This is a genomic window from Streptomyces sp. NPDC058697 (assembly GCF_042715345.1).
In the GTDB taxonomy this organism is placed as follows: Bacteria; Actinomycetota; Actinomycetes; order Streptomycetales; family Streptomycetaceae; genus Streptomyces; species Streptomyces liliifuscus.
On the sequence record NZ_JBHXSU010000036.1, the window covers coordinates 1 to 14,989 of the forward strand.

Sequence of the window (14,989 nt, forward strand, 5' to 3'; positions counted from 1 at the left end):
GTTCCCCGCGCCCCCAAAAGATGAAAGGCATGGGGCGCAGCCCCGCCTTTCAGGGGCGCGGGGAACTGCGCGACCAGCCCCCACTCACCCGCACCCGAAACCCAGCCCAAAAGCGGAGCGCTCACGCACTGATGCGGAACTCTTCCCCCAAAGCAACAAAGACCGCGATATTAAGCGCGAACGCCCGCTTGCACTCAGCAATGATCCGCTGCTTCTCCAGATCATCCACCGCCACACCATCGAGCAGCTCGCGATACTCCCGCTTGAACGCGGCAGGGTTCCCGATGTTCTCGAACACATAGAACCGCACCCCGTCCCCCTTGCGCGCGAAGCCCCACGTCTGCTCCGCCTTGCTCCGCAGGACCTGGCCGCCGGAGAGGTCGCCGAGGTAACGGGTGTAGTGATGGGCCACGTACCCACCGGGCCACGTACGCGCGCACTCCGTGATCCGTGCCGTGTACTCCTCGGTCGCGGGCAGCGCGGTGACGCCCTCGCGCCAGTCCGGGCCCCGCAGATGCGCGAGGTCCCGCTCCAGCGCGGCCACCCGCACCAGCTCGGGACGCATGAACGGCCCGGCCACGGGATCGCCGGCGAGCTCGCGCCCGCCTTCCTCCAGCGCCCGGTAGACGAACCACAGCTGCTCGGTGTAGCGCGTGTACGCGTCCACGCCCAGCCTGCCGCCCAGCAACTCGCTCATGAACGTCGAGTCGTGCGCCTGCCCGTGCTGCTCGTGCGAGGCGGTGCGGATGAGCGTCGAGAACGGTGTGCTCGACGAGTTCATGAAGACCTCCGGGGCCGAAGGGGGACGAGAGCCGGGCCCATCTTGTATGGTTAGGCTTACCTAAGTCAACAGGTTCCCGACGCCCTGTCGGTAAAACCGTACCCCGGATCCGCACCCGATCCACATAAAAAAGCCGCCCCTCTGTTCGAGTGGGCGGCTTCGTGCGGAACCTGGTGTGGGACTTGATACGAAACAGGGCGGTTACGGCAGGGTCAGCACCTCGGCCCCGCTGTCCGTGACGACCAGCGTGTGCTCGAACTGGGCGGTCCGCCTCCGGTCCTTCGTCACGACGGTCCACCCGTCGTCCCACATGTCGTACTCGTGCGTCCCCAGCGTCAGCATCGGCTCGATCGTGAACGTCATCCCCGGCTGGATCAGGGTCGTCGCGTGCGGGCTGTCGTAGTGCGGGATGATCAGCCCCGAGTGGAACGACGAGTTGATGCCGTGCCCGGTGAAGTCCCGCACGACCCCGTACCCGAAGCGCTTCGCGTACGACTCGATGACCCGCCCGATGATGTTGATCTGCCGGCCGGGCTTGACGGCCTTGATGGCACGGTCGAGGGACTCACGGGTCCGCTCGACGAGCAGCCGCGACTCCTCGTCCACGTCACCGACGAGGTACGTGGCGTTGTTGTCGCCGTGCACGCCGCCGATGTACGCCGTCACGTCGAGGTTGATGATGTCGCCGTCCCGCAGGACCGTGGAGTCCGGGATGCCGTGACAGATGACCTCGTTCACGGAGGTGCACAGCGACTTCGGGAAACCGCGGTAGCCGAGCGTGGACGGGTAGGCGCCGTGGTCGCACATGTAGTCGTGGGCGACCCGGTCCAGCTCGTCCGTGGTGACACCGGGCGCGATGAGCTTCGCGGCCTCGGCCATCGCCCGGGCGGCGATCCGCCCCGCGACACGCATCGCCTCGACCGTCTCCGGGGTCTGGACCTCCCCTCCGGTGTACGGCGTGGGGGCGGGCTTGCCCACGTACTCGGGACGCCTGATGTTTCCCGGCACGGGACGGGTGGGAGAAAGCTCCCCTGGTACGAGCAGCGACTGGCCAGACATGGCAGCGAGTCTAACCAGCGCGTGGTGGGGGACGATGTCCCTGGCGAAAGGAGCCCCAGCCATGGCCCTGTTCAAGAAGCGGACCGTCGGGAAGCCGGGCGAGTGGTACTACTGCCTGGAGCACAAGAAGGTCGAAGAGGGCCCCGACTGTCCGGGCAAGGACCGTTTCGGCCCGTACGCGTCTCGTGGCGAGGCGGAGCAGGCGATGGAGATCGCTCGAGAGCGGAATCTTGAATGGGAGAACGACCCCCGCTGGCATGACTCCGCTGCGCGGGGCTCCGAAGACGACTAGCTGCCCGTTGTGACCTGCGGGTCCGTCGTGGCCGATCGCGCAGTTCCCCGCGCCCCTAAAAGATGAAAGGCATGGGGCGCAGCCCCGCCTTTCAGGGGCGCGGGGAACTGCGCGACCAGCCCCCACCGGCCCGCAGCCTAAGAACCGGCCGAAACCTTCCCCCGCGCCTCCTTCATCCGCACCGCATGCTCATTCGTCCGCACGTCGTACGTCATCAGCTTCGGCAGGCACAAAGCCAGCGCCCCCACCGCCGCCACGCACAGCACACCCCCGGCCCACACAGATCCCCGCACACCGATCCACGCGGCCATGCCGCCGGCCCGTACCTGTCCCAGCTGGGGCCCGACCGAGTACGAGAGCAGCTCGATCCCCGCCAGCCGCCCCCGCAGCTCGTCGGGGATCGTCTGGTTCCACATCGCCGCGCGGAAGATCCCGCTGACCATGTCGAAACACCCGCCCAGCGCGAGGAACAGCAGGACCAGCCACACATCGTGGACGACCCCGGCGGCCACCATCGCGAGCCCCCAGAAGGCCGCCGCCAGCACCACCATCCGCCCGTGCCGATGGACCCGGGACGTCCACCCGCTGGTCAGGCTGACCAGCAGCGCCCCGGCGGGCAGGGCCGCGTACATCAGGCCCAGCGACCACTCCGCGTCCAGCTCGTCCGCCAGGAAGGGCAGTACGGCCAGCGGGAACGCGAAGAACATGGCGGCCAGGTCGATGGCGTACGTACCCAGGAGCTCCTTGCGGCTCCACGCGTACTGGGCGCCCTCCAGGATCGACCGCAGCGACGGCTTCGCGGCCTCGTGGGAGGCGGGCGACGCGGCGAGGCCCACCGCGAGCGCGACCGACACCACGAAGGTCGCCAGGTCCGCGGCGTAGGCCCAGCCGAGCCCGGCGTACGCCACGACGAGCCCCGCGACCGCCGGACCGGCCACCCCGCCGACCGTCCACCGTAACGAGTTGAGCGCGGCCGCCGCGGGCAGATGCTCGTGCCGCACGATGCGCGGCGTGAGCGCGTCCAGGGCGGGCCGCTGGACGGCGACGAGCGAGGAGGAGAGCGCGGCGACGGCGTACAACGGCCACACCAGGGGATCCGGCAGCAGCGCGTTGACCAGCAGCACGGCGCTCAGCAGCCCCTGCCCCACCTCCGTCCAGAGGATCAGCTTCCGCTTGTCCAGGGCATCGGCGAGCGCCCCGCCGTACAGCCCGAACACGATCAGCGGGACGAGTTCCACCGCGCCGATCGCGCCGACGGCCACCACGGAACCGGTCAGATCCTTCATCTGCACCGGCAGCGCGACGAAGGTCAGGAAGCTGCCGAAGTTGGTGACGAGCCCGGCCACCCACAGCCGCCGGAAGTCGGCGGAGGTCCGCCACGGCGCCAGATCGGGCAGCAGCGCGCGCAGGCGCGAGCGGCCCGGGCCGGGGGCGGATTCGGGGGCGTCGCAATCGGGTTCCGTCACGAGGTGCCATGGTCCGGCGCGCCCCCGACGAGGACAACCGCTTTTCCGACCGCGAGGACCCTCAGTCGATCGGTGCGGACGTCACCACCGTGCCGGTGGCGGAGACGTCAACTGGTCCGCCAGCCGTGACAGCCGGTCCCGCAGCCGTCGCCTGCCCCGCGGGGAGGGGAGTGAGTTCTCCCCGGCCGCCGCGCTCACCAGGTGCTGCACGGTGTCCAGGTCGAGGTCCGGCTCCGACGGCACCGCGAGCGCCTCGTGCGCCATCGCGTGCAGGTCGCGGTCGCCGCAGTCCAGCGCGAGAACGGTCGCCCCGGCCCGGCGCGCGTCGTGGACGCGTTCCAGGAGCGGGGCCCCGGGGGCGTCGGGCGCCACGACGAGGAGGGTCTCGCCCCGCCGGGCCGCCTCGATCCGGCCGAGTCCGACGGCCAGATGGGCCGGGTCGCCGGGCCGCGCCCCGTGCCGTACGAGCGTCGGTGTCAGCTCCGGGGTGCCCGACCAGGCGGCCTCGTCCACGAGGTGCGCGGCGAGGTGCCACGGCTCGTACTCGGCCGTCCCCACCAGCAGCAGTCCGCCCCCGTGCGGCAGCACGGAGGACCGCAGCGCTCCCGCGAACCGCCGCGTGGCACCCGGCCACTCGGTCCCGGCGAGCACTTCGCGCAACAGGGCGACCCGTACGGCATCCATGCGCACGCATCCTGCCGCAACCGGCCACTCGTCAGGTGGAGTTCACCATGAATTCGCCCGGGGTGGGAAGAGTGTCCGTCCGAGTCGGTAAGGGAGGGTTCCATGGCCAGTACTGAGACATCAGTGCCGTTCCGGGCGGGACAGGAGGGCTACGCGAGCTTCCGCATCCCGGCCGTCGTCGCCACCGGCGGGGGCACCCTGCTGGCCTTCTGCGAGGGCCGGGTCGGCTCCCGCGACGACTTCGGGAACATCGACATCGTGCTGAAGCGCTCCACGGACGGCGGCCTTACCTGGGGCCCGCTCCAGGTCGCCGCCAAGAACGGCGACGCGCTCTCCGGGAACCCGGCCCCCGTCGTCCTCGACACCGGCCGCGTCCTGCTCGTCCACCTCCGCAACGCCGCCCTCGCCACCGAGGACAGCATCCGCCGCGGCAAGGTGACCGCCGCCGACGGACGCCGCGTCTGGGTCCAGCACAGCGACGACGAGGGCCTCACCTGGTCGAGCCCGAAGGAGATCACGAAGCAGACGAAGAAGGACACCTGGCGGTGGTACGCCACCACCCCGGGCCACGCCCTCCAGTTGAGCACCGGCCGGGTCGTCGTCCCCGCCAACCACTCCCTCCCGCCGGCCGGCAAGGACACCGGCACCGAGGGCAAGTACAACGGCGGGCACTGTCTGCTCAGCGACGACGACGGTGAGACCTGGCGCATCGGGTACGTCGACGACAACACCGACAACTACATCAACGTGAACGAGACCACCGCCACCGAACTCCCCGACGGGCGCGTCTACTTCAACACCCGCACCGACTCCACCGCCCCCGGCACCCGTGCCGACGCCTACTCCCAGGACGGCGGCCAGAGTCTGGTCAAGCCCTTCCGCCCGCAGGCCGGCCTCACCGGACCGGTCGTCGAGGGCAGCGTGCTCCAGCTCCGCGACCCGGACGTCCTGCTGTACTCCGGCCCCGCCGACCCCGGGTTCCGCGCCCTGATGACGATCCGCGCCAGCACCGACGACGGCGTCACCTGGCGGCCCGCGCACACCGTGGACGGGCTGCCCGCCGGGTACTCCGATCTCGTCCGCGTCGACGACGACACCGTCGGACTCCTCTACGAGACGGGCGACTTCGGCGCGTACGAGACCATCGTCTTCCGCAGGGTGCCCGTGACAGGGCTCACCTGACCGCCGCGGAGGCGAACCGCGCACGTAAAGTCGGCCCATGACCTCTACTGACAGTGCACAGAAGGCGCCCGCGAAGGACCCCTGGGACCTTCCCGACGTGTCCGGGCTCGTCGTCGGCGTACTCGGCGGCACCGGTCCGCAGGGCAAGGGCCTCGCCTACCGGCTGGCGCGGGCCGGCCAGAAGGTGATCATCGGTTCGCGGGCCGCGGAGCGCGCGCAGGCCGCCGCCGACGAGCTCGGCCATGGCGTCGAGGGTGCCGACAACGCCGAGACCGCCCGCCGCAGCGACATCGTGATCGTCGCCGTGCCGTGGGACGGACACGGCAAGACGCTGGAGTCCCTGCGCGAGGAACTGGCCGGCAAGCTCGTCGTCGACTGCGTCAACCCGCTCGGATTCGACAAGAAGGGCGCGTACGCGCTGAAGCCCGAGGAGGGCAGCGCGGCCGAGCAGGCCGCCGCCCTGCTGCCGGACTCGCGGGTCACGGCCGCCTTCCACCACCTCTCGGCGGTCCTCCTGGAGGACCCGGAGATCGAGGAGATCGACACCGACGTCATGGTCCTCGGCGAGGAGCGCGCGGACGTCGAGATCGTCCAGGCGCTGGCCGGCCGCATCCCCGGCATGCGCGGGGTCTTCTCCGGGCGGCTGCGCAACGCCCACCAGGTCGAGGCGCTGGTCGCGAACCTGATCTCGGTGAACCGCCGGTACAAGGCCCACGCGGGTCTGCGCGTGACCGACGTGTAGGCGTACAGCGGGCTCCGGACGTGGGGGACACTGGAGGCAGCAGTGTCCCCCGACGGGACCGCCGGCCACGGCAGCAACGACAGGACCCGACAGGAGCCGCACCCCATGTCCCGACTCGCCCTCTACGCCCTCGTCGTCTGCCTGCTGGCAACCGCCGCGGCCGTCGTCTCCTTCGTCCAGGGCAGCTGGCTGGGGATCGTGTGGGTGCTGCTCGCGGGTCTCTCGTCCAACATGACCTGGTACTACCTGCGCCGGGACAGGGCGCGCCGCCAGTCGCCGACCGTCACGGGCTGACCGAGCAGTACTCGTTGGTGTCCGTCCAGAAGCGGTAGAGGTTCTGCCCGCAGTACGTCCGGAACTCGTCGATGTCCAGGCTGCGCAGGAGTGCGTCGATCACGTCGAAGAACACGCTGTTCACCGCCGGGATCCACAGGATGGCGATCACGAGGAGCAGCCCGAAGGGCGCGAGGGGCTCCACCTGGCGGCGGATGCTGTGCGACAGCCAGGGCTCGATCATGCCGTAGCCGTCCAGGCCCGGCACCGGCAGGAAGTTCAGGAGCGCGGCCGTGACCTGGAGCAGTGCGAGGAACGCGAGGGCGAACTGGAAGTCGGCCGGTACGCCGTCCAGCGCGTCCAGCCAGAACGGGGCCGTGCAGACCACCGCGAAGAGGACGTTCGTCAGCGGGCCCGCCGCCGAGATCAGACTGTGCTTCCAGCGGCCCTGGATCCGGCTCCGCTCGATCCAGACCGCGCCGCCCGGCAGACCGATACCGCCCATCATCACGAAGATGACGGGGAGCACGATGCTCAGCAGCGCGTGGGTGTATTTGAGGGGGTTGAGGGTCAAATACCCTTTCGCGCCGATCGAGATGTCACCGCTGTGCAGGGCCGTGCGCGCGTGCGCGTACTCGTGCAGACAGAGCGAGACGATCCAGGCCGCCGTCACGAACAGGAAGACGGCCACACCGGGCTGCTCGGCGAAGCCCGTCCAGGTGGCCCATCCGGTCACCGCGGTGACGGCCACGATCCCGAGGAAGACGGGGCTGATCCGCCGGTCGCTGTGGCGGGTGGTGGCGGTGGTCATGGGGTCGGGCTCCCTGGGGTTCGCTCAGCGGGCTTCATGCTGAGGGGCGTGCCCGACCGTACCGGGCGTATGCCGAAAACGTCTCGCGATCGCCTGTGAGTTCCGGGGAGGGTGGACCCATGAGGTCGTGGCAGGTGTTCTACGCGGGCAGACGGGCGCGGTGCGAACCCGTACCCGTGCCCGTACCCGTATCGGAGGAGCGGTCGCCGCGTCCGGCTGATACCTGGGCCAAGTGGTCCGAACCGGCTGAAACCCGTACACCGGAGGGCTCCGCGGTGACCGGTGTCCTCGCCGCGATCGACATCCCGGGCGTCACGATCGACATCCCGGGCGCCACTCCGCAGGAACCCCGCGACCCGTGCTGAGACCACCGGAGACAATGGACCCCGTGCGCTACCGCATTCTCGGCACCACCCAGGCACTCCGCGGCGACGGCACCCCCGTCCCGGTCGGCGGGGCGCGGCTGCGTGCCCTGCTGACCGTGCTCGCCCTGCGGCCGGGACGGACCGTGCCCGCGGCCGTACTGGTCGACGAGGTGTGGGGCGCCGACCCGCCCGCCGACGCCACCGGCGCGCTGCAGGCCCTGGTGGGCCGGCTGCGCAGGGCGCTCGGCGCGGACGCGATCGCCTCCGCCGAGGGCGGCTACCGGCTGTGCGCGGCGGCCGACGACATCGACCTGCACCGCTTCGAGCGGCTCGCCGGGGAGGGGGTCCGCGCGCTCGCCGACGGCGACCCCGGCAAGGCGGCCGTCGTCCTCGACGACGCCCTCGCGCTCTGGCACGGCCCCGCCCTCGCCGACCTCCCGGACCGCACCGCCGAGTCCTCCCGCTGGGAGACCCGCCGCCTCGACGCCCGCCGCGCCCGCCTCACCGCGGCCCTCGCCCTCGGCCAGGCCGAGCAGTACCTCCCCGACCTCACCGCCCTCAGCGACGCCCACCCCCTGGACGAGCCCCTCCAGCTCCTGCGCCTGCGCGCCCTGCGCGACGCGGGCCGCACCGCGGAGGCACTGGCTGGCTACGAATCCGTACGACAGCTCCTCGCCGACCGTCTCGGCACCGACCCCGGACCCGAACTGCGGTCGCTGTACGGGGAGTTGCTGCGGGGGGAAGCGAGTGAGAACGGACACCGGCCGACGTCGTACGAGCAGACGTCCGGGCCCGGTGCCCCGTCCGGCACCCGCGACCGCGGCCTCGGCAACCTCCGCGCCCGGCTCACCTCCTTCGTCGGCCGGCACACCGACCTGGAGACCATCCGCGGGGACCTCGGATCCGCCCGCCTCGTGACACTGCTCGGGCCGGGCGGGGCCGGCAAGACCCGGCTGTCCCAGGAGGCCGCCGAGAGCATCGCCGCGTCCGTGCCCGACGGGGTGTGGCTGGCCGAACTCGCGCCCGTCGACGACCCGGAGGCCGTACCCGAGGCCGTACTCACCGCGGTCGGAGCGCGGGAGACCGTGCTGCGTGGCGCCGGCGCCGAGGAGATGCGGGCCGTCACCGACCGGCACGACGACCCCCTCGTCCGGCTCACCGAGCACTGCGCCAACCGCCGCATGCTGATCGTCCTCGACAACTGCGAACACGTCGTGGACGCCGCGGCCCGCCTCGTCGAACAGCTCCTGGAACGCTGCCCCGGACTGACCGTACTGGCCACGAGCCGCGAACCCCTCGGCGTACCGGGGGAGTTGCTGCGGCCGGTGGAACCGCTGCCCGAGCCCTACGCGCTGAAGCTGCTCGCCGACCGGGGCGCCGCCGCCCGGCCGGGCTTCGGCATCGAGGACGACCCGGAGGCGGCCGCCGAGATCTGCCGGCGGCTCGACGGGCTGCCGCTGGCCATCGAACTGGCCGCCGCCCGGCTGCGGATGCTCACCCCGCGGCAGATCGCCGACCGCCTCGACGACCGCTTCCGCCTCCTCACCTCCGGCAGCCGTACGGTCCTGCCGCGCCAGCAGACACTCCGTGCCGTCGTCGACTGGTCCTGGGACCTCCTCGACGAGGGCGAACGGGACGTGCTGCGGCGGCTGTCCGTCTTCGCCGGCGGCTGCGACCTCGCCGCCGCCGAGGCCGTCTGCGGACCCGCCGCCCTGGAACTGCTCGGCTCGCTCGTCGACAAGTCCCTTGTCGTCGCGGCCCCTTCCCCCCTGGGCGGAGCCGACGGCGAGATGCGCTACCGGCTCCTGGAGACCGTCGCCGAGTACGCCGGGCAGCGGCTCGACGAGTCCGGCGAGCGCCGCGCCGCCGAGCGCGCCCACCTCACGTACTACCGCGAACTCGCCCGCACCACCGACCCGGAGCTGCGCGGCCCCGGCCAGCGCGCGGCCATCGAACTGCTCCAGACCGAGGGCGAGAACACGCGCGCCGCACTGCAGCACGCCGTCGCCGAAGGGGACGAACAGGAGGCGCTCTGCCTCATCCTCTCCCTCGCCTGGTACTGGCAGATCCGCGACCTGCGCATGGCGGCACGCAACTGGACCCGCGAGATCATGGCGCTCGGCCCCGACCCGTTCGCGCCGCCCGCCGAGCCCGCCGTCCCGCTCTACGAACGGTGCACGGAGACTCCGCCACCGATGCGCCCCGAGGTCCTCGCCGAGGCCCGGCGCGGTGTCCACCTCCTCCATCTCGCCTGTATGGACCTGGAGTTGGAGACCTGGCAGACCCCGGAGGCCGAGGCGAAGCTGCTGGCCATCACCGAGACCTACCAGCCGGGCTACCCGCAGGTCTGCCGCAACCCCGGCTTCCTCTGGTTCTACGCCGTGATGCTGACCGGCGACATGGACCGGCTGCGCGAGGTCATCGACGCGAGCGTGGCGACCTGCCGGGAGCTCGGCTACGAATGGGAGCTGGCCGGCTCCCTGCAGATGCGCGCCAACATCCTGGCCAACCGCTCCGACTGGGCCGGTGACGCGACCCGGGACGCGGACGAGTCGCTGGAGATCTTCGTCCGCATCGGGGACGGCTGGGGCGCCGCCGAGGCGCTCTCCGCACGGGGCGAGGCCCGGGAACGCAAGGGCGAGCACCAACTCGCCGCGGCGGACTACCGGGCGGCCATCACACACGCCGACCGCCTCGGTGCCCGCGCCCAGACGGCCATCCTCACCGCCCGCCTCGGCGGCGTGCTCATCGACTCGGGGGAGACCGAGCGGGGCGAGCGGCTGCTCCGCGACGTCCTGGAGCAGGGTTTCGGAGCGCGCAACGAGGCGATGCCCGCGGCCCGGCTCTTCCTCGCGACGTGGCTCGGCCGCACCGGCCGGCTTGCCGAGGCCCGCACCCAGATGGCCCGGATGCGTGAGGAGTTCGGCGCTGTCCACTTCGTGGTCTTCGACTCGTACGTGCTCGGGGTGGAGGCCTGGCTGGACGCCGTGGAGGGGCTGTACGAGGAGGCGGTGACGAAGGTGCGGGGTGCCCTGGAACGGGCGCAGGACCCGCTGAGCCACATGATCTCGCCGAACATGATGTCGGTGCATCTGACCACCGCCGTCCTCGCGCTGTCCGGCGTCGACGGCGGACAGCGGGTCCGGGACGCCGCCCGCTGTCTCGGCGCCGCCGACGGGCTGCTGCCGTCCGGCCACGTCCGGTCCCCGATGGAACGCCAGGTGCGGGGGGACGCCGAGACGGCCGTGCGCGCCGTCCTCGACGACGAGGCGTACGAGGCCGCGTACGCCGAAGGCGGCGGCCTCTCCCCCGAGGAGGCCGCCGCCCTGGTCTGACGACGCGGATCGTGGACGTGCCGTGGTCCGGACGAACGTGAACGTCAGCTCTTGGTACGGAACTTGTGGATCGCGACCGGCGCCATCACGGCGGTGATCGCCACCGACCAGCCGAGCGTCACCCACAGGTCGTGCGCGACCGGGCCGCCCACCATCAGTCCGCGGGCCGCGTCGGCGAGCGTGGAGAGCGGGTTGTAGTCGGTGAACGCCTGCAGCCAGCCGGGCATGGACGCCGTCGGGGCGAAGATCGACGAACCGAACTGCAGCGGGAACAGCACGAGGAATCCCATCGCCTGTACGGACTGTGCGTTCTTCAGGATCACGCCCAGGGTGAGGAACACCCACATGATCGACGAGGCGAACACCGCGGCCAGGCCCACGGCCGCGAACAGACCGGGCCAGCTGTTGATGTCGAACCCGACCAGTACGGCGACGATCATCAGCACGGTCGTCGCGAACAGCATGCGTACGAGTTCCACGGAGACCTTCGCGAACAGCACCGAGCCGCGCCCGATGGGCAGGGACCGGAAGCGGTCCATGACACCGGAGTTGAAGTCCTGGCTGAAGCCGGTGCCGACGCCCTGGGACAGCGTCATGCTCATCATCGCGATCATGCCGGGGATCACGTACTGCACGTACCCGTCCTGGCCGCCGCCCAGGGCCTGCCCGATCGAGCCGCCGAAGACGTACACGAACAGCAGGGTGAAGACGACCGGCATCAGCAGCGCGTCGAACATCGACTCGGGGTCCTGCCGGATCCACAGCAGGTTGCGGCGGATGAGGGCGCCGGTGTGGCGCAGATGACCGCGCAGCGGGATCCGGCCGTCCGCCTTGCCGCCGGCGGCGGAAAGGCCGGCGGTGGAAAGAGTGGTGGCGCTCATACGGCGACCTCCTCAAGGTCCGGGGCGGGCGTCGCGTCCTGCGGGGCACTGGCGCGGTGACCCGTGAGAGACAGGAACACCTCGTCCAGGCTGGGCAGTTCGGTGGTGACGGAGGAGAGGGTGATGCCCCGCGCGATGACCGCGCCGACCACGGCGGTCAGCTGCTCGTCACTGAGGATCGGGACCAGGACGGCACCGCGTTCGGTGTCCACGGTGCTGGCGGCGAGGCCGGTGAGGCCCAGCTCGTCGAGCGCGGCGGCCAGGGGCCGCAGCTGCAGCGGATCGACCGGGCGGACCCGCAGGGTACGGCCGCCGACCTTCGCCTTCAGCTCCTCGATGGCGCCGCCCGCGATGACCTTGCCGTGGTCCACGACGGTCAGCTCGGAGGCGAGCTGCTCGGCCTCCTCCATGTACTGGGTGGTGAGCAGGACGGTGACCCCGTCGCCGACCATGCGCTTGATCTCGGTCCAGACCTCGTTGCGGGTGCGCGGGTCGAGACCGGTGGTGGGCTCGTCGAGGAAGAGGACGGAGGGCTGCCCGATCATCGACGCGGCCAGGTCCAGGCGCCGCCGCATACCTCCGGAGTACGTGCTCGCGGGCCGCTTGGCGGCGTCGGTGAGCGAGAAACGCTCAAGCAGTTCGTCGGCACGGGCCCGGGCGTCCTTGCGCGGCAGATCGAGAAGCCGGCCGATCATGTAGAGGTTCTCCCAGCCCGGGAGCTTCTCGTCGACGGAGGCGTACTGACCGGTGAGACCGATCACCCGGCGCAGCTGGCGCGGCTGCCGTATGACGTCGTAGCCGGCGACGCTCGCCGCGCCGGAGTCGGGGGAGAGGAGGGTGGACAGGATGCGTACGAGGGTGGTCTTGCCGGCGCCGTTCGGTCCGAGCACACCCATCACGGTGCCCTCGCGGACGTCCAGGTCCACGCCGTCCAGTGCCTTGGTCTCGCCGTAGTGCTTGACCAGCCCCCGTACGGAGACGGCGGCGTTTCCGCCGCTGGGGTTCTTGTCGATTCGCGTCATGCCGCCAAAGGTGCCAGCCGCCACCGACAAACCACCGACAAACCACCGACAGTCGCAGTGTGTGTCGCCAACGGTCTTTGTCGGGCCTCTCTGTCCCTGCTCATAGCCCTTCCCCGGGGTGTCAGGCTGCCTGTCCGACGACGCGAGAGTCAGTAGAGGGAGAGACGGACTCGCAGGAAGTCCAGTACCGAGTACAGGCTGGGAAACACCTCGACAAGGGTGGAGGGCAGCGTGAGCGTGGATCGCTCGCTGCGCAGGTAGCCGGATTGCATTCCTGCGCGTAAGGCTCCTATGACGTCCGCTTCGGCCGAGTCGCCGACGTGCAGGATGGCGTGAGGTGGCAGGGTCAGTTGACGAGCCACTTCACCGAAGATGCGAGTCGCGGGTTTTCGGACGCCAACGAAGGACGAGATGACGCGGGGGAATTCGTCCGGAAGGCCGGCCTGTCGCAGGTAGGGGCTGAGGCCATAGTCCCAGTTGGAGCAGATAGTGGCGGGTATTCCATGAGTGGTCAAAAATGTCAGCAGTTCAGCAGCGCCTGGTTTTGCTTTGACTGTCCAGGAAAGGTCGTTCTCTTCAAGATTCTCGACCACTGCACCAATGAGATGGGTGGGGACTCCCGAGGATGCGGCCAGTCGTGCGAGATTTGTTCTGCGCCAAGTCAGATAATCAGGTTCGGAGGAGTGGGTGGGCGTCTCCTGTCCATCAAACCCATGTGTGTTCCATATCGACTCCATGGAATCTGTGCATCTGAACCCCAGCGACGTCAGCACAGTTGCCATCGACGGTCGGTCTTCATCGACCGTGACCAATGTGCCAAAAAAGTCCAGGCTCAAGCCTTGTATGCAGCTTCCCGCAGAGATCGGCATAGTCGGGATGTCCTTATAAGTTGGAAATCAGATGCTTAGCCAGCCAGTTACTCAACGCGAGGGAGGTCAGGGAGGGATTCGCCGCCCCACTCGCTGGGAAGACACCAGGACCCAGGACGTAGATGCCGTCGAAACCGGTTAAGCCAAGGTCTGCGTCGACGAGTTCGCCCATCGGCAGGGTGCCAGCCTCGTGATCGACGCTGCCCAAAGGAATCCGGTAGTGGAGATGGGCAGCGGACCCGTCGATGACACGTCTCATTGCGGAAGGCTCCGTGTGGTAATGGGGCTGCACCTCGACGTCCTCGCCGGACATCGTGCCCGGATAGGTCCTGATCAACTCGTTGAGCCTCTGGCTGATGGCACCTAGCCGCTGGCGATCTTCAACTGATATGTGCGTATCGATCGCCACACTGCCGAACCCGGCACGAGTGGAAGCAGGTTGAATGGCAAATGGGCTGCCCGCCGTGAGGTCCTGCTCCGCCAATGCCCACGCATCGACGATCCGTCTGGCACCGCCTTGGTGTGAAAGGAGCTCTTCCTGTACAAATACGTTGCACCGCAGATCGGGCCATCGTAGATACCCCATGGGCTTGTTCACTCCGATTCCGAGGCTGCTCTCCTCGCGCCCGGACACCACACCGATGCAATGGTGATCGGTGATCTTTCCTGCGATGGGCTCGCCCACGGAGTCGCAAACTATGCGTGCATTCTCCACAGCGCCCGCTGCGAGTATGCATAGCTGAGACTTTATTGAATGGAGTCCGGCGCTCGTGCTGAAATCGACCGAAAGGGCACCATACTTTTGACTCACTCGGTTGACCCGCGCACCCTTCACCAGTCTGACACGGGACTCGTTCATTGTGTGGAGAGGCGAATAGACTCTTCGGTGAGGCGACCCGTTGTCGCTACCTTGGTTCGCCGACCACGCGATAGATGCCTGTGGCACTGAGGCAAGTCCGTGACGGGAGTTCTGGTCAAGAGATGGCACAGCGGACGGCAGTTGCGCATTCACGTGCTCGACAGTGGCTGAGTAGAGCCCGTCTCGCCAAAAACGCTGTTGCCAGACCCCCGGCCACTTGGCCAGTGCATAGTCCTCGATAGGAAGCACCACACCGTGCCAGCAGAGCGAGCGTCCCCCGAGCCGACGTTTCAGGCCCGATCCATCGCCCCAATCGGTCCCCAGCGTTCGCCAGGTCCTGGTCCTCTGATCGCCACTAAAGCGGCGGT

The 14,989-nt window shown here is 69.6% G+C and carries 15 protein-coding genes; 6 read left to right on the forward strand and 9 right to left on the reverse strand.

Annotation, left to right across the window (positions count from 1 at the left end; all coding sequences use genetic code 11):
- Positions 1-121 precede the first annotated feature (121 nt).
- Both ACFWXQ_RS43100 and map read right to left on the reverse strand, forming a co-directional pair.
- On the reverse strand, positions 122-781 hold the full coding sequence (locus ACFWXQ_RS43100; protein WP_383957383.1) for a heme oxygenase (biliverdin-producing): 660 nt from the start codon (positions 779-781) through the stop codon (positions 122-124).
- Positions 782-982: 201 nt separating this feature from the next.
- Positions 983-1,840 (reverse strand): type I methionyl aminopeptidase, encoded by an 858-nt coding sequence (gene map, locus ACFWXQ_RS43105; RefSeq protein ID WP_055612264.1) that lies wholly within the window; start codon positions 1,838-1,840, stop codon positions 983-985.
- 61 nt (positions 1,841-1,901) lie between these two features.
- Between map and ACFWXQ_RS43110 the strand changes: the two genes are divergently transcribed.
- The gene (locus ACFWXQ_RS43110; RefSeq protein ID WP_384096715.1) at positions 1,902-2,132 is read left to right on the forward strand and encodes a hypothetical protein; all 231 of its coding nucleotides are present in this window, start codon (positions 1,902-1,904) and stop codon (positions 2,130-2,132) included.
- Positions 2,133-2,269: 137 nt separating this feature from the next.
- Here the strand turns inward: ACFWXQ_RS43110 and ACFWXQ_RS43115 are convergent, their stop codons facing one another.
- Both ACFWXQ_RS43115 and ACFWXQ_RS43120 read right to left on the reverse strand, forming a co-directional pair.
- The gene (locus ACFWXQ_RS43115) at positions 2,270-3,598 is read right to left on the reverse strand and encodes an MFS transporter (protein ID WP_383946035.1); all 1,329 of its coding nucleotides are present in this window, start codon (positions 3,596-3,598) and stop codon (positions 2,270-2,272) included.
- An 81-nt stretch (positions 3,599-3,679) separates the two neighbouring features.
- Complete coding sequence (locus tag ACFWXQ_RS43120) at positions 3,680-4,282, reverse strand: hypothetical protein (RefSeq protein WP_359725704.1); 603 nt, start codon at positions 4,280-4,282, stop codon at positions 3,680-3,682.
- Between the two features lie 102 nt (positions 4,283-4,384).
- Between ACFWXQ_RS43120 and ACFWXQ_RS43125 the strand changes: the two genes are divergently transcribed.
- From ACFWXQ_RS43125 to ACFWXQ_RS43135, 3 genes are all read left to right on the forward strand, one after another.
- A complete protein-coding gene (locus tag ACFWXQ_RS43125; RefSeq protein WP_383946031.1) occupies positions 4,385-5,464 on the forward strand; it encodes an exo-alpha-sialidase in 1,080 nt (359 codons plus the stop codon).
- Positions 5,465-5,501: 37 nt separating this feature from the next.
- Positions 5,502-6,206, forward strand: coding sequence for an NADPH-dependent F420 reductase (gene npdG, locus ACFWXQ_RS43130; protein ID WP_383946028.1), 705 nt, complete (start codon positions 5,502-5,504; stop codon positions 6,204-6,206).
- Between the two features lie 105 nt (positions 6,207-6,311).
- Complete coding sequence (locus ACFWXQ_RS43135; RefSeq protein ID WP_200398684.1) at positions 6,312-6,500, forward strand: hypothetical protein; 189 nt, start codon at positions 6,312-6,314, stop codon at positions 6,498-6,500.
- Here ACFWXQ_RS43135 and ACFWXQ_RS43140 read toward each other — a convergent pair.
- On the reverse strand, positions 6,490-7,290 hold the full coding sequence (locus ACFWXQ_RS43140) for a site-2 protease family protein (RefSeq protein ID WP_383946025.1): 801 nt from the start codon (positions 7,288-7,290) through the stop codon (positions 6,490-6,492). The two genes, ACFWXQ_RS43135 and ACFWXQ_RS43140, sit on opposite strands and share 11 nt — an antisense overlap.
- A 119-nt stretch (positions 7,291-7,409) precedes the next feature.
- On the opposite strand from ACFWXQ_RS43140, the gene ACFWXQ_RS43145 reads away from it, so the two are divergent.
- Together ACFWXQ_RS43145 and ACFWXQ_RS43150 are read left to right on the forward strand one after the other, a co-directional pair.
- Positions 7,410-7,655, forward strand: a complete 246-nt coding sequence (locus ACFWXQ_RS43145; protein ID WP_383946022.1) for a hypothetical protein — start codon at positions 7,410-7,412, stop codon at positions 7,653-7,655.
- 14 nt (positions 7,656-7,669) lie between these two features.
- Positions 7,670-10,990, forward strand: a complete 3,321-nt coding sequence (locus ACFWXQ_RS43150) for a BTAD domain-containing putative transcriptional regulator (RefSeq protein WP_383946041.1) — start codon at positions 7,670-7,672, stop codon at positions 10,988-10,990.
- 44 nt (positions 10,991-11,034) lie between these two features.
- Here the strand turns inward: ACFWXQ_RS43150 and ACFWXQ_RS43155 are convergent, their stop codons facing one another.
- From ACFWXQ_RS43155 to ACFWXQ_RS43170, 4 genes are all read right to left on the reverse strand, one after another.
- Complete coding sequence (locus ACFWXQ_RS43155) at positions 11,035-11,871, reverse strand: ABC transporter permease (protein WP_383946019.1); 837 nt, start codon at positions 11,869-11,871, stop codon at positions 11,035-11,037.
- On the reverse strand, positions 11,868-12,893 hold the full coding sequence (locus ACFWXQ_RS43160) for an ATP-binding cassette domain-containing protein (RefSeq protein WP_200398688.1): 1,026 nt from the start codon (positions 12,891-12,893) through the stop codon (positions 11,868-11,870). The genes ACFWXQ_RS43155 and ACFWXQ_RS43160 overlap by 4 nt, the downstream gene beginning before the upstream one ends.
- A gap of 149 nt (positions 12,894-13,042) precedes the next feature.
- Complete coding sequence (locus tag ACFWXQ_RS43165; protein WP_383946015.1) at positions 13,043-13,762, reverse strand: HAD family hydrolase; 720 nt, start codon at positions 13,760-13,762, stop codon at positions 13,043-13,045.
- Positions 13,763-13,775: 13 nt separating this feature from the next.
- The gene (locus ACFWXQ_RS43170; protein WP_383946012.1) at positions 13,776-14,447 is read right to left on the reverse strand and encodes a GMC oxidoreductase; all 672 of its coding nucleotides are present in this window, start codon (positions 14,445-14,447) and stop codon (positions 13,776-13,778) included.
- Positions 14,448-14,989 lie beyond the last annotated feature (542 nt).